General features: G+C 35.8%; 12 protein-coding genes, 1 other RNA gene and 1 riboswitch. Of the genes, 12 read left to right on the forward strand and 1 reads right to left on the reverse strand.

Annotation, left to right across the window (positions count from 1 at the left end; genetic code table 11):
• Nucleotides 1–51: 51 nt before the first annotated feature.
• The 10 genes from gpsB to pbuX all read left to right on the forward strand — a co-directional run bounded on the left by gpsB (nt 52) and on the right by pbuX (nt 9,810).
• The gene (gpsB, locus tag BWGOE10_RS07675; protein WP_070141555.1) at nt 52–387 is read left to right on the forward strand and encodes a cell division regulator GpsB; all 336 of its coding nucleotides are present in this window, start codon (nt 52–54) and stop codon (nt 385–387) included.
• An 87-nt stretch (nt 388–474) separates the two neighbouring features.
• Nucleotides 475–866: RNase P RNA component class B (rnpB, locus tag BWGOE10_RS07680), an RNA gene on the forward strand.
• A 180-nt stretch (nt 867–1,046) separates the two neighbouring features.
• The gene (locus tag BWGOE10_RS07685) at nt 1,047–2,186 is read left to right on the forward strand and encodes a THUMP domain-containing class I SAM-dependent RNA methyltransferase (protein WP_070141556.1); all 1,140 of its coding nucleotides are present in this window, start codon (nt 1,047–1,049) and stop codon (nt 2,184–2,186) included.
• Nucleotides 2,187–2,247: 61 nt separating this feature from the next.
• Nucleotides 2,248–2,430 carry a DUF3921 domain-containing protein gene (locus BWGOE10_RS07690; protein WP_000376895.1) on the forward strand — a complete coding sequence of 61 codons (183 nt, stop codon included), beginning with the start codon at nt 2,248–2,250 and terminating at the stop codon, nt 2,428–2,430.
• 138 nt (nt 2,431–2,568) lie between these two features.
• The gene (locus BWGOE10_RS07695) at nt 2,569–4,506 is read left to right on the forward strand and encodes an ATP-dependent DNA helicase (protein ID WP_070141557.1); all 1,938 of its coding nucleotides are present in this window, start codon (nt 2,569–2,571) and stop codon (nt 4,504–4,506) included.
• A 118-nt stretch (nt 4,507–4,624) separates the two neighbouring features.
• Nucleotides 4,625–6,142: a carboxypeptidase gene (gene ypwA, locus BWGOE10_RS07700; protein ID WP_070141558.1), complete on the forward strand. Its 1,518-nt coding sequence runs from the start codon at nt 4,625–4,627 to the stop codon at nt 6,140–6,142.
• Between the two features lie 48 nt (nt 6,143–6,190).
• On the forward strand, nt 6,191–6,664 hold the full coding sequence (locus tag BWGOE10_RS07705; protein WP_070141559.1) for a GNAT family N-acetyltransferase: 474 nt from the start codon (nt 6,191–6,193) through the stop codon (nt 6,662–6,664).
• A 155-nt stretch (nt 6,665–6,819) separates the two neighbouring features.
• The gene (locus BWGOE10_RS07710; RefSeq protein ID WP_070141560.1) at nt 6,820–7,566 is read left to right on the forward strand and encodes a type I methionyl aminopeptidase; all 747 of its coding nucleotides are present in this window, start codon (nt 6,820–6,822) and stop codon (nt 7,564–7,566) included.
• 116 nt (nt 7,567–7,682) lie between these two features.
• Nucleotides 7,683–7,784: riboswitch (purine riboswitch) on the forward strand.
• Nucleotides 7,785–7,891: 107 nt separating this feature from the next.
• Nucleotides 7,892–8,485 carry a xanthine phosphoribosyltransferase gene (locus BWGOE10_RS07715; protein ID WP_070141561.1) on the forward strand — a complete coding sequence of 198 codons (594 nt, stop codon included), beginning with the start codon at nt 7,892–7,894 and terminating at the stop codon, nt 8,483–8,485.
• Nucleotides 8,486–8,487: 2 nt separating this feature from the next.
• Complete coding sequence (pbuX, locus tag BWGOE10_RS07720) at nt 8,488–9,810, forward strand: xanthine permease PbuX (protein WP_002135328.1); 1,323 nt, start codon at nt 8,488–8,490, stop codon at nt 9,808–9,810.
• A 15-nt stretch (nt 9,811–9,825) separates the two neighbouring features.
• On the opposite strand, the gene BWGOE10_RS07725 is transcribed toward pbuX, so the two are convergent.
• Nucleotides 9,826–10,989 carry a DUF418 domain-containing protein gene (locus BWGOE10_RS07725; protein WP_070141562.1) on the reverse strand — a complete coding sequence of 388 codons (1,164 nt, stop codon included), beginning with the start codon at nt 10,987–10,989 and terminating at the stop codon, nt 9,826–9,828.
• A gap of 100 nt (nt 10,990–11,089) precedes the next feature.
• On the opposite strand from BWGOE10_RS07725, the gene BWGOE10_RS07730 reads away from it, so the two are divergent.
• Together BWGOE10_RS07730 and BWGOE10_RS07735 are read left to right on the forward strand one after the other, a co-directional pair.
• The gene (locus BWGOE10_RS07730; protein ID WP_002149265.1) at nt 11,090–11,347 is read left to right on the forward strand and encodes a hypothetical protein; all 258 of its coding nucleotides are present in this window, start codon (nt 11,090–11,092) and stop codon (nt 11,345–11,347) included.
• Between the two features lie 218 nt (nt 11,348–11,565).
• A complete protein-coding gene (locus BWGOE10_RS07735) occupies nt 11,566–15,225 on the forward strand; it encodes a dynamin family protein (protein WP_070141563.1) in 3,660 nt (1,219 codons plus the stop codon).
• Nucleotides 15,226–15,227: the final 2 nt, after the last annotated feature.

Consider the following 15,227-nt stretch of genomic DNA (forward strand, 5'->3'; position numbering starts at 1 on the left):
CTGAAAAAATTTAGTTAATGAAAGCTTTGGCAAAAATTTGAGGTGAAGAAAATGATTTCGGATAAAATTAAATTAACAGCGAAAGATATTTTAGAAAAAGAATTTAAAACAGGTATGAGAGGTTATCAACAAGAAGAAGTAGATAAGTTTCTTGATATGATTATTAAAGATTATGAAGCTTTTCATAAGGAATTTGATCAATTAAAACAACAAAACGCTCGTTTAAAACGTGAATTAGAAGAGCAGAAAGTAGCGGCAACACAAGTTCCGCAACAACCGGTACAAGCACCAGTTGCACAACCAGTGTATAACAATACGAATACAGATATTTTAAAACGTCTATCTAATTTAGAAAAAGCTGTATTTGGAAGTAAGTTATACGAATAAATTAAGGTAACAAAAAGGTTAAAGTATTTTACATAGAAAAAAACATTGCAAAATCTTTTTGTTTCCACTATACTAATGTTTGTCATAACGTTTGGGTAATCGCTGCAACGCCAACGTTGTAGAGGAAAGTCCATGCTCGCACGGCCTGAGATGGCTGTAGTGTTCGTGCCTAGCCAAGTCATAAGCTAGGGTATTCTGGCTGTAAGGCTGGTTTAACGGCAGGGAAAAAACCTAAGTCCTTTCGGATATGGTTTGACTACCTTTAAAGTGCCACAGTGACGAAGTCCTTGAAGAAATGATAGGAGTGGAACGAGGTAAACCCCACGAGCGAGAAACCCAAATAATGGTAGGGGAATCTTTTCCAAGGAAATGAACGATGGAAAAGGACAGGTTTTCGTAACCTGTAGATAGATGATTACCACCGGAGTACGAGGCGTGGGCCGTTTGCAGTACAAAGGAACAGAACATGGCTTACAGAACGTTATGAACCAACTATGAAATAACTCAGCTCTCCTTTGTTAGAGGAGGGCTTTTTATTTGTATGAAGTTATAAATTGTGAGTTGAAATGGTAAATGAGAATATTCTTCGTAATATGTGATAATTAATAGGACAACATGTTATTAATTATTGTTTGATTATACATAAGAGGTGAATGCAAATGGGAAAAGTTACTTTAATTGCAACAGCGGCAATGGGTATTGAAGCATTAGTTGCCCGAGAAGTTCGCGATCTTGGTTATGAATGTGAAGTGGAAAACGGAAAGGTAACGTTTGAAGCGGATGAAAAAGCGATTTGTCGTACGAATTTATGGTTACGTACTGCAGACCGTGTGAAAATTAAAGTCGGTGAATTTAAAGCAACAACATTCGATGAGTTATTTGAAAAAACAAAAGCGTTAAACTGGGGAGATTATATTCCAGAGAACGGAGAATTCCCTGTTATTGGGAAATCTTTGAAATCAACATTATTTAGCGTTTCAGACTGCCAACGTATTGTTAAAAAGGCTGTTGTTGAGAAATTAAAAACAACGTATAGACGCACAACTTGGTTTGAAGAAGATGGTCCGTTATTCCGTATTGAAATTGCAATGCTCAAGGATATTGCAACGTTAACAATCGATGCGAGTGGTGTAGGTCTTCATAAACGTGGATACCGTCTCGAGCAAGGTGAAGCGCCTTTAAAAGAAACATTAGCTGCGTCTTTAATTAAGTTAACAAACTGGAAGGCGGATCGTCCTTTCGTTGATCCTTTCTGTGGATCTGGAACAATTCCAATTGAAGCTGCATTAATTGGACAAAATATCGCACCAGGATTTAACCGAGGCTTTGCATCAGATGACTGGGGCTGGGTTGGTAAACAAAATTGGCGCGAAGCTCGTCAAGAAGCTGAAGATTTAGCAAATTATAATCAACCATTGCAAATCATTGGATCAGATATTGATCACCGTATGATAAGAGTTGCCCAAGATAACGCAGAAGAAGTTGGATTAGGGGATCTTATATCATTTAAACAAATGCAAGTAAAAGATTTCACGACAAAAGAGGAATATGGCTATGTTGTAACGAATCCTCCATACGGAGAACGTTTAAGTGAAAGAGCGCTTGTTGAAAAATTATATAAAGAAATGGGAGAGGTATTCCGCCCATTAGATACGTGGTCAATGTATTTATTAACAAGTTATGAAGCATTTGAGAAGTGTTACGGAAAAGATGCATCGAAAAAGCGTAAACTGTTTAACGGATTTATTCGTACAGATTACTATCAATACTTCGGAAAACGTCCATCGCGTAATTCATAGTATAAAACTCCTCCAGCGCGCATATACTGGCTATTATGTAATGCGTAAAGGAGGAAGTGATATGGATAGTTTCCAATTATCAATGATTCAAAAAGCTATTCACCGTACGTATGATGAGCTCGGAAAAGAAGTGGATAGTCAAGGTGCGATTGTAGATGAAATACAAAAAGCGCAGGAAGAATATTTGTCAGCTCTTTCACATGAAACAGCGATTGATAAACGGTATTTAAAGTCATTAATATAGAAAAAAATTTTCCTTTTTCGAAAGGGAAATTTTTTTTCGTGTATTTCTATGTATTGCAACAGGGGAAAGCAACTGCATACATGTAAGTAGCAGTTGCTATATCTTTTTATAGAAAAACTGTTTGGTTGGAGGCTAAGGATGTTTACTGAGAATAGGTTACCATTTGAAGTAGGAAAACAAGATAATTTTTACGATAAGTTGAATGAGTGGATTGGAGATGTGTTTTACGACATTCTTCCGGAAAAAGGCTTTGAAGAGCGTGATGAACAGATTTTTATGGCGTTTCAGTTAGAGCGCGCTTTCCAAGAGAAGAAAGTTATGTTTGCAGAAGCAGGTGTAGGAACAGGGAAAACAATTGTATATCTTCTATATGCAATTTGTTATGCACGTTATACAGGGAAGCCAGCTATTATCGCTTGTGCAGATGAAACGTTAATTGAGCAGCTTGTGAAAGAAGAAGGAGACATTGCTAAGTTATCTGAAGCATTAGGGCTATCTGTTGATGTTAGACTTGCAAAATCAATGGATAATTATTTATGTTTGCGTAAACTTGAAGATGTTATGAGTGGACGAGCTCCAGAAGTAATTGAAGATGTATATTACGAATTACCTCAGTTCGTATTCGATCATGGTACGATGCAGAACTTTACTCACTATGGTGATCGAAAAGAATTTCCACTGTTAAATGACGAGGAATGGTCAAAGGTAAACTGGGATTACTTCCAAGATTGCTTCACTTGTGATTCTCGTCATCGTTGTGGTCAAACACTTTCTCGTGAACATTATCGTAAAGCTGCAGATTTAATTATTTGTTCTCAAGACTTCTATATGGATCATATTTGGACATATGATGCACGTAAACGTGAAGGGCAAATTCCGTTATTACCAGAAAGTAGCTGCGTTGTATTCGATGAAGGACATCTTGTAGAGTATGCAGCGCAAAAAGCTTTAACATACCGTTTAAAGCAAACGATGATGGAGCAACTTTTAACGAGATTATTACAAAACGATATTCGTGAAGAGTTCGCACATTTAGTAGAAGAAACAATTTGGCAAACTGAACAATTCTTTGGGGTACTACAAGAGAATAAAAAGGAAATTGAAGGTTCTGATCGTTTAGAAATTACTGTGACAGAAAAGGTAACTGCAGAAGCGAAAAGACTTTATGCGAAAATCGGTGAAGTCGGTGATGCATTAGTATTTGAAAGTGAAATGCATACAGTAAACACATACGATTTAAATATCGTTGATGAGCATTTAGATGTGTTAGAGCATTCACTTCGTCTTTTCATGCACGAGAAAAATGTAATTACGTGGGGTGAAGAAAGTGATGGTGCCTTCACGTTAGTTATTATGCCGCGTGCAGTTGAAGAAGTGTTACAAGAAAAAGTATTCTCGAAGAAGATTCCATATATTTTCTCTTCTGCGACATTATCTGACAATGATTCGTTCGCATTTACTGCAAATAGTCTAGGGGTAAAAGATTACTTATCATTCTCAGTTGCCTCACCGTTTGATTATGAAGAGCAAATGACAGTAAACTTACTATCACATACGAAAGAAAATGAATGGGAAAGAAAGTGTCAATATACACTTGAAAATATCCAAAAAACAAATGGACGTACGCTTGTATTATTCCGTACAATGCAAGAACTTGCAGCGTTCAAAGAGTATGTAAGTAAAGAGCAAATGTCGGTTCCGTTCTTATATGAAGGGGATCAGGAAATTAGTCAGCTAGTTTCTCGTTTCCAAAATGAAGAAGAGACTGTACTTTGTGCTGTGCATTTATGGGAAGGTTTAGATATTCCTGGTTCATCATTATCACACGTTATTATTTGGTCATTACCATTCCCTCCAAACGATCCTGTGTTTGAAGCGAAACGTAAACATGTAAATGATCCGTTCTGGGATGTAGATGTACCGTATATGATTTTACGTCTTCGTCAAGGAATTGGACGTTTAATTCGTACAAGTGAAGATAAAGGTGCTATATCATTATTCTTATCAGATAATGAAGATGAAAAAGTGATAGAAGCAGTGAAGAAAGTGCTTCCGGTAGAAGGAAAAGTACTTTAAGCGAAAAAATGTTGTAGGGAAAAGTTTGGCACTTGCCAAGCTTTTTTTCTATTAGAAAAGGAATTTATGTTTTAATGTCGAAATAAGGTTGAGGTAGAAAAAGGAGGTTTTTTATACTATGACAGTTGCTACATATGAAGTAGAAAAACAATTTTTAGCATATGTGAAGAAGATAGAGAATTATGGAGAAGCATTGAGCTTAATGTTTTGGGATTTAAGAACAGGTGCACCAAAGCAAGGAGTAGACCAGCGTTCAGAAGTAATTGGAATGCTTTCATCCGAAGTGTTTGCGATGTCGACTTCAGATGAGATGGGGAACTATTTAACTGAACTAGAATCTTTAATTGTTGAAAATAAACTTTCTGAAACGACAAAGAAAATGGTTGAAGAGTGTCGTAAAGAATATGATAGAAATAAGAAAATTCCACAAGCAGAATATGAAGCGTATGTGAAATTAGAAGCGAAAGCGGAAAGTGTATGGGAAGAAGCTCGCGAAAAATCTGACTTCGAAATGTTCCGTCCGTATTTAGAAAAAATTGTTGAATTCAAAAAGAAGTTTATTACATATTGGGGTTACGAAACGTACAAATATAACACGCTATTAGACATGTATGAGCCGGGGATCACAGTAGAAGTGTTAGATCACGTATTTGGTCAACTACGTGAACGTATCGTTCCGCTTGTGAAAGAAATTTCTGAGTCTAAAAAAGAATTAAAAACAAATGCTTTATCCGAACATTTTTCAAAAGAAAAACAAAAGAATTTTACTTTAGAGTTATTAAAACAATTGAACTATAACTTTGAAGCGGGTCGTCTTGATGAAACGGTACATCCTTTTGAAATTACATTAAATAGAGGGGATGTTCGTATTACGACTCGTTACGATGAGAAGGACTTCCGTATGGCTGTTTTCGGCACGATTCATGAATGTGGTCATGCTGTATATGAGCAAAATGTTGCAGAGGAACTAGAAGGAACACCGCTTTGCAGTGGAACATCAATGGGAATTCACGAGTCACAATCGTTATTCTTTGAAAACTTCATTGGCCGTAATAAGTCGTTTTGGAAGAAAAACTATGGTTTGTTAAAACGATATAGCGACGGTCAATTTGACGGCGTATCAGTAGACGAGTTTTATGATGCGATTAATGAATCAAAACCATCCTTTATCCGTATAGAAGCCGATGAACTTACATATCCGCTTCATGTTATGGTTCGCTATGAGCTGGAGAAAGAATTATTTGATGGCACACTACAAGTAAAGGACTTACCAGCGGCATGGAATGATAAGATGGAAACTTATTTAGGTATTCGTCCAGAGAATGATGCACAAGGTGTATTACAAGACGTTCACTGGGCTGGTGGTTCATTTGGATATTTCCCATCTTATGCGCTTGGTTATATGTATGCAGCGCAATTTAAACATAGGATGCTAAAGGATATTCCAAACTTTGATGCATTATTAGAAGAAGGAAACGTGACACCAATTCGTGAATGGTTAACAGAGAATATTCACCAATACGGCAAAACGAAAAAACCACTTGAAATTTTAAAAGATGTGACAGGTGAAGGTTTAAATGCAAACTACTTAGCTGATTATTTAGAAGCTAAATATAAAGAGATTTATGAGTTATAAAACAGGAGCTGCTTAATTGCAGCTCTTTTTTATGAGGGAGTGAGAGAAATGGGCTATATGTTTACAGTAATGTCGCAAGCGGAAGCAGAAGAAATTGCATACAACTGGCATTATGAAGGGGAGTATTCTTTTTATGATATAGAGGCAGATCAAGAGGATTTAGCTGAATTTTTACATGATGAGAGTAGAGGGGACGACACATTTGCTGTGAAGGAAAATGGTACTCTTATTGGCTTTTTTAGCTTTTGCAGAATAAATAGTCGAACGGTTGATATCGGACTAGGAATGAGACCTAATATAACTGGAAATGGATTCGGTTTAAAGTTCGTAAAAGCTGGACTAGATTTTAGTGAAGAAAAATATGGTTGTAACTATATAACACTATCAGTAGCGACATTTAATGAAAGGGCAATCAAAGTATATAAAAAAGCAGGGTTCGAAGCAGTTGGAACGTTTATTCAAAAAACGAATGGCAGTTGTTTTGAGTTTTTGAAAATGAACTATATATGTAAAAATGATTAAGAAACAGAAGGGGGCTTCTGTTTTTTTTATTTTGATGTAGAAATAAATGATGTTTGTTTTTGTACTTGTTGTAATTAGAAGTTTTGAAATTTTGGAAGAGGATGTGTATGATTGAAGTTTAGTAGCAAATAGCAAGTTTAGTAAGGAGAGGTAGTATGATTACAATTAAAACGAAAAATGAAATAGATTTGATGCATGAATCTGGGAAGTTACTAGCTTCTTGTCATAGAGAAATTGCAAAAATGCTGAAACCAGGTATCACTACACAAGAAATTGATACGTTTGTTGAAGTATATTTAGAAGAGCATGGTGCCAGATCCGAACAGAAAGGGTATAACGATTATCCATACGCAATATGTGCATCTGTGAACAATGAAATGTGTCATGGGTTTCCAACAGATGTTCCTTTAAGTGAAGGAGATATTGTGACGATTGACATGGTAGTAAACTTAAATGGTGCGCTTTCGGATTCGGCATGGACATATACAGTTGGCGATATTTCTAATGAAGCAAAAAGGTTATTGTTAGTAGCTGAGAGTGCATTGTACAAAGGGATTGATCAAGCGGTAATCGGTAATCATGTAGGAGATATTGGCCATGCAATTGAAAGTTATGCAAATGCTGAAGGTTTTTCTGTCGCAAGAGATTTTACGGGACATGGAATTGGTAAAGAGATTCATGAAGAACCAGCAATTTTTCATTTTGGTAAACCAGGGCAAGGGCCTAAGCTACAAGAAGGAATGGTAATTACAATTGAACCTATTGTAAATGCCGGTATGCGATATTCTAAAGTAGATTTAAACGGATGGACTGCACGGACGATGGATGGGAAATTATCTGCACAATATGAGCATACAATTGCGATTACGAAGGATGGTCCTATCATATTAACGACGTTGTAATATGAAATGTGAAAGTTGGGAAAACTCGAACGAAAACGGTGTTTTCATAAAATTCGTACGTGTTTTTTCGATAAATGCTTTTCAAAGTGAAAAAAGTGCGTTATAATCCTTCTATAAATAAATAAGTTAGCTACACTCATATAATCGCGGGGATATGGCCTGCAAGTTTCTACCGAAGTACCTTAAATACTTTGACTATGAGTGAGGACGAATATATTTGCTTGTTTAGCATTCTTTTTTGCGAAACTCCAAAAGCACGTCTCTCACTTGTAACGAGTGGTGGCGGCTTTTGGAGTTTTTTATTTGCATAAGAGGAGGAACTAACATGAAAGTATTACAAGAAAAGATTTTGAACGAAGGAAAGGTTTTATCTGGTGATGTATTAAAGGTAGATGCATTTTTAAATCATCAAATTGATCCAGTACTTATGCAAGAAATCGGAAAAGAATTTGCTAAGCGTTTTAAAGAAGAGAACATTACAAAAATCGTGACGATTGAATCTTCAGGCATTGCGCCAGCGGTTATGGCTGCTTTAGAGCTTGGTGTAAAAGTAGTTTTTGCAAGAAAGCGTAAATCGTTAACGTTACAAGATAATATGTATGTTGCGAAAGTATACTCATTTACAAAACAAGAAACGAACGAGATTTCATTATCTCGAAATCATATTGATGAAAATGATCATGTATTAATTATTGATGACTTTTTAGCAAATGGTCAGGCTGCTTTAGGTTTAATGAGTTTAGTAGAGCAAGCCGAGGCAAGTATTGCGGGAATTGGCATTGTTATTGAAAAAGCATTTCAAGATGGAGGAAAGAAACTGCGTGAACAGGGAGTTCGTGTTGAATCACTAGCAGAAATTGCATCACTTGATAACGGCACAGTTACATTTGTACAGCAAGAAACTGCGGAGGTGAACTAACGATGAAGCAGCACCCATTTAAAATCGCATCGCTCGGCATTCAGCACATGCTTGCAATGTACGCTGGAGCAATTATTGTTCCGCTTATTGTCGGCGGGGGACTTGGTTTAAATCAACAAGAATTAACGTATTTAGTATCCATTGATTTATTAATGTGCGGCGTTGCAACGATTTTACAAGCATTATCAAATCGCTTCTTCGGTATTGGGCTTCCAGTTGTACTTGGTTGTACATTTACAGCGGTGGGACCGATGATTGCAATTGGTAAACAATACGGCGTGTCCTCTATATATGGAGCAATTATTGCTGCAGGATTATTTGTTGTTATTTTCGCGAAATTATTTGGGAAGCTTGTAAAACTGTTTCCTCCTGTTGTAACAGGATCTGTCGTTACAGTCATTGGGGTTACACTTGTTCCGGCAGCTATTAATGATATGGCTGGAGGAGTTGGAAGCAAAGATTTTGGAAGTTTAGAAAATTTAGCTTTAGCATTTGGTGTTTTATTATTTATCATTATTATGTATCGTTTCTTTGACGGATTTATCCGTTCAATCTCTATATTACTTGGTCTTTTGTTCGGTACAATCGTTGCAGCATTTATGGGGAAAGTAAGCTTGCAAGCGGTTGGAGAGGCAGATTGGTTCCACGGTATTCAGCCGTTTTACTTCGGTACACCAACATTTGAATTAACGCCAATTATTACGATGATTCTCGTTGCTTGCGTAGGAATTGTGGAAGCAACAGGTGTATATTTTGCATTATCTGATATTTGCAATAAAAAGATCGGTGAAAAAGAATTAACAAAAGGTTATCGCGCAGAAGGATTAGCAATGGTTCTAGGTGGTATTTTTAACGCATTTCCATACACAACATATTCTCAAAACGTAGGCCTTGTTCAATTAACTGGAGTAAGAAATCGCGTTATTATCTATACTTGTGGTGGTATGTTAATTGCTCTTGGGTTTATTCCTAAAATCGCAGCCATTACAACAATTATTCCGAAATCAGTACTTGGCGGTGCGATGTTAGCAATGTTCGGCATGGTCATGGCGTATGGCATTAAAATGTTAAGCAGTGTTGATTTTGGAAAACAAGAGAATTTACTAATCGTTGCATGTTCTGTCGGAATCGGACTTGGTGTTACAGTCGTTCCAACATTATTCTCACAGCTTCCGGAAAACATTCGTATTTTAACTGATAACGGAATTGTACTTGGAAGTGCATCAGCAGTACTTTTAAATATTGTATTTAATATGGTGCCGCAGCGTAAAGTGAAAGTAAAAGAAGAGCCAGTTCCGATGCAAAGTGCAGTAAGAGAAGCGTAAAAAAGCAAGGTCTCATTACGAGACCTTGCTTTTCTTTTTAAGTGGCATCATCTTACCGTACGTACCAAGGCGCCAAATGTATTCAAGTGGCCCGTATTGATAACGAGAAAGCCAACAGCGGCTAATGAAGATTTGTAGCGTGTAGAAACCGATGCAAAATAGTGGTCCGACCCATAATGGAGCGGGATAATAATTTTTGAAAAATAGACCGAATACAAGTAACGTAACAATTGTATGCGTGATGTAATTTGTTAACGCCATTCGTCCGACATATTGGAATGGGCGTAATAATTTTTGCCATCTTTCTTTTTGTAATAAGCGCATGAGTGTGAAAATGTAGAAGATGAATAATGTTTTTCCGCTAAACATTGTAAAGGCACTCATGTAAATCGGATCATAAGGTTGTTTTGACAAGAAATAACGAACCATAAAGAACCACATTGGTAATGTTAAAACGAACATAATAATTTGCCATTTTTTTAGTTTTGGATCTAATTCTTTTGAGCGGCGGAAAATATCTTTTTTGCCAGCATATAAACCAAGCAAAAATAATCCAACTGTTTCTGGAAGCATGAATGCACTTAGCCCAATTGCTTCAGAATAAAACGCATGGAAACGATTTTGTATTTGTAACATCCAGTCCTCTAATGGCATGATTGGTAAGGAGAGTCCTAGCTCATCTCTTGGCATTAAGGCAATTCCGATGCTAGTAATTAGCATTAAAAATTGAAAAATGCTTAGTAAAACTAATGCCCAAATCAAAATAGTACGAGGTTCTCTCTTATAAAATAACAATAAGAAAAACCCAGTGATTGCATAAGTATGTAAGATGTCTCCATCCCATAAAAGAACGTAATGCAAGAAACCAAATAATAATAAAATGAGAAGACGGCGAACAAACAAAGTTTTTGGACGATCTGTTTTCGCCTCAGCACGATTCATAAAGATATAAAAACCTAATCCGAATAAAAACGAAAAAATAGTATAAAATTTCGTTTGAATAAACATATCGTAAAATAGGCGGATGTAGCTGTCTACTCCTTCGTAAATTCCTGAAATTTCACTTGAGTCAACTCCGGCAATAACTGGCCAGTTAACAAGAAAAATACCGAGTACAGCTATTCCTCTAATAATATCGATAGAGTGTACCCTCTCGCCTTGTGAAAAATTTTGTGTCATTATTTTCCTCCTTATTAAGTAATTCCCTTTTATTATACAAAATGTAAAGGGGAGGGTATATAGGTTATTTCCAATTTTTAAAACTGTTAAGATGTGTGTTATGAGATATAATAAGAGTGCACAGCAAGTTTTAAACTTCTTTAAAACAGGCAGTAAAGCTCCTTTTCCCGAAGGAGCTTTCTTTTTTAGAAAATTGTTGATAATGATTCTCTTTAATGATAAAATGTATTCAAAAGTGATAATCATTATCAAAAAAGGTTGGTGTGTTAATATGGTGTATGCACTTGTTGCAGGAACGATTGCTATATATGTTGGTGTTACAAAGTATGTATTAAATGGAGTAGGAACAACAAAATGAATAATATTACATAAAATCCCTTTCATCTGTAAAAAGAATGAAAGGGATTTTTTATTTTTGATGTGAATATGCTGAAAATTTAGTATGATAATAAAGTGAAACTTTAATCAGTGGGGAGGTCTATCCCTCGCTGATTATTAGCCCACACGAAACGGGCTGTTACTGCCCACAAATAGCGGGATAAAGTATATACATCTTGGATAAAGGGGAACAAGGGGATGACAAACATAGTACAGACAAACGGTATGAAAAAACTTGTTTGTTTTTATGAAGAGTGGCAAAAAAACGGCGATGCAGAGAATAGTTTGAAGTTGTTTGAAGTGATTCAAAAATATAAACAAGAGCAGCTTATGCTAGCTTTTTGTGGTCATTTTTCTGCGGGGAAATCGACAATGATGAATCACCTATATAAAGCGCAATTATTACCGACAAGTCCGATTCCAACGAGTGCTAACGTCGTTAAAATTGAAAGAGGATCTGATCGAGTTGTTGTAACGATTAAGTCTGGAGAACAGTATGAATATGACGGTGCATATTCAGCAGAAGAATTAAAACAAATTTGTAAAGATGGTGAGGAAGTAATTGGTGTTCATATTTATCGAAATGATGCGCCAATTCCTGATGGGGTTATGTTAGTTGATACGCCCGGAATTGATTCTACGGATGATGCTCACCAATTAGCGACAGAATCAACACTGCATCTAGCAGATGTTATTTTCTATATGATGGATTATAACCATGTCCAATCGGAGGTTAACTTACAATTTGTTAAAGAATTGAAACAACGTAATAAAACGGTTTATCTCGTTGTAAACCAAATAGATAAACATAAAGCAAATGAGTTATCGTTTGAAGAATATAGAGAAAGTGTAAAACAGTCTTTTTCTAACTGGGATATCGAGGTAGATGGTATTTTTTATACATCGTTACGAATGATGAACCATCCGTACAATGAAATTCAAAGATTAGAAGCATTAATTTCTTCTATTATGGAAGAAAAAGAGCAGTATGTAAGAAAGGGAATGGAGCGAGAAACAGAATATTTACTGCAAGAACATTGTTCGTTTATTCTTTCTGAAAATGAAAAACATCTCATGAAATATGAAGAAGAATTAACATCACCATTGTCACTTTCAGAGATAGTTGAAAAAAAGGAAGAGTTAACTGAAAATAAAAATAGCGCGGCTAGTAAAGAATCTGATGTGAGAAATGAATTTATAAAAGGTTTACAAGCCATATTAGATAACGCGTATTTAATGCCATTTGAAATGAGAGAATTGGCAAATGAATATTTAGAGACGAAATTAACGAAGTTTAAAGTTGGTTTGTTATTTGCGAAAGGAAAGACGGAACAAGAAAAACAGAGACGTGTAGATGCTTTTTATTCTGCTCTTCAAAAGACTGTTGAAACGCAACTTGATTTTCATGTGAAAGAATTTATTGTAGCCTTCTTAAAAGAAGAAGGGTTATTTACAGAGGAAATAGGGAAAGACATATATGCGTTAGAGATTGCTTTCGGACCGGAAGTGTTGGCTGAAACAATTAAACAAGGAGCTGGATTTACCGGTGATTACTTACTTCTTTATACTGCTGACGTTGCAAATGAGTTAAAGAAAAGATACTTTATGAAATCTCAGCAAATCTTTGGGAAAAGTACGGATATATTGCAGAAGAAAGTGAAGATAGAGATTGCTCGTATTGAAGAAGAACTTGAAAAATACACGATGTTACAAACAGCAAAAGAAACGAAATTACAATATATTAAGACGTATGAGGAATATGAGAGCTATTTAGGAGATATTTGGAATGAACATGTTTCTATACCAGATGGATTGCAAATAGACGAAATATTACAAAGTAAAAAACAAGTTGTTAGTGAGAAGTTTACACTACAAGAGCAAGAAATTGTAAATGATAACGTAGCGGCTAGTGAAGAAGAGATTAAAGGAACGAAAGCTTTAAATATTCAGCGTATATTAGAAAAAGTGAAGAAAGCTGAAACGATATTAGATCCATTACCTACACTGAAACATTTACAGCAAGAAGTAGTTGGAAAAAGACAGCGTGTAGAAACGAAGCAATTTACAGTAGCGTTATTTGGAGCTTTTAGTGCTGGGAAATCATCATTTGCTAACGCATTGCTCGGTGAAAAGGTACTTCCTGTATCGCCAAACCCAACGACAGCAACAATAAATCAAATTTTGCCAGTTACAGAAGAGAGACCACATGGAACGGTAATGGTTCAGTTTAAGTCAGAGCAAGCACTGTTAGAAGATATGAAAGCTGTTTATAAAATGTTTCACTATGAAATTGCTACATTGGAAGAAGCGTTAACGAAAATTGATCAAATTATGAAATACCCTTCACCAAGCGGGAAGCAAAAAACAACATTTAGCTTTTTACGAGCGGTACAAAAAGGATATGAGGCAGTTGCTAATCATTTAGGGGAACAAGTACAAGTTACGTTAGAGGAGTTCTCTGATTATGTAGCTAATGAAGAAAAATCATGCTTTGTTGAGTATATGGAGCTTTATTATGATTGTGCTTTAACAAGGCAAGGAGTAGCTCTTGTAGATACACCAGGGGCGGATTCTATTAACGCTCGCCATACGGATGTTGCATTCCAGTATATTAAAAACGCAGATGCTATTTTATTCGTAACATACTATAATCATGTTTTCTCTCGTGCAGATCGTGAGTTTTTAATTCAGCTCGGTCGTGTAAAGGATACATTTGCACTTGATAAAATGTTCTTCTTAATAAATGCTGCCGATTTAGCACAATCCGAAGAAGAACTTGAAATGGTAAAAGGTTATATTGCGGATCAGCTCTTGCAATACGGTATTAGAAATCCACGTTTATTTGCAATTTCAAGTTTATGTGCGCTTGAAGAAAAGCAAGGGAAAAGTATTGATAAAGAAAAGTATGGTATTTTACAAAACTCTGGGATTGCTAAGTTTGAAGAATCATTTACGTCCTTTATGATGAGGGATTTAATGCTTGTATCTGTGCATGCTTTGTATGGTGCACTGCAAGGAGTGAATCAGCTTCTTGTAAATATGATAAACGGCGCAAAGCAGGGAAATGATGAGAAAGAGAAGCAAACAAAAAAATATGAAGCAGAGCGTAATCAGCTACTTCATATTATTTCATCATATAGTGTACTTGCTGAAGAGCAAGCAATGCAAAATGAAGTGAAAGAATTGCTTTACTATGTACACCAACGTCTATTTTTACGCTATAACGATGTGTTTACTGAATTTATTAATCCGGCGTCGTTACGAACAGATGGGAATGTGAAAATGCAGTTGCAACAATGTGTAATGGAATTAGTTTCATTTATTCAACATGATTTATTACAAGAAATGCGTGCGACATCATTACGTCTTGAAAAATGGATAGATGAAGCGATGAAGCGTGCAAAGGATGAAATTGTTGTGAATTGCAAAGTGGAAAATGAATCGATTTCTATGGGTGGAACAGTGGATTATGAATATAAAGTTATTACACATAAAGAGCCGTTTCCTTCAATAGAAATAAAAGATTTTAAAAAGGCACTAGCACATTTTAAAAATGAAAAAAGCTTTTTTGAAAAAAATGATAAAGCTTTTATGCAAGAAGACGCTAAAGGAGTGTTAGAACCTTTCGTATCAAACTATGTAGCTGATGAAGAAGATTTATTCGTTCATCATTATAAGCAAGAGTGGGATGCAAAATGGAACCTATTCCAAAAAGTGATGCAGCAAGATGTTGAGAATTATTATGAAAGTATATTATTCGCGTTAGCTGAAACAATTGATGTATCACTATATGAACAAAGTAAAGAAGAGCTACAAAAGCAGTTAGTAGAAATTGAAAAAGAAATTTATATTAAATAGCC

Origin of the sequence: Bacillus mycoides, from assembly GCF_001757995.1 — a bacterium.
GTDB lineage: Bacteria > Bacillota > Bacilli > Bacillales > Bacillaceae_G > Bacillus_A > Bacillus_A mycoides_B.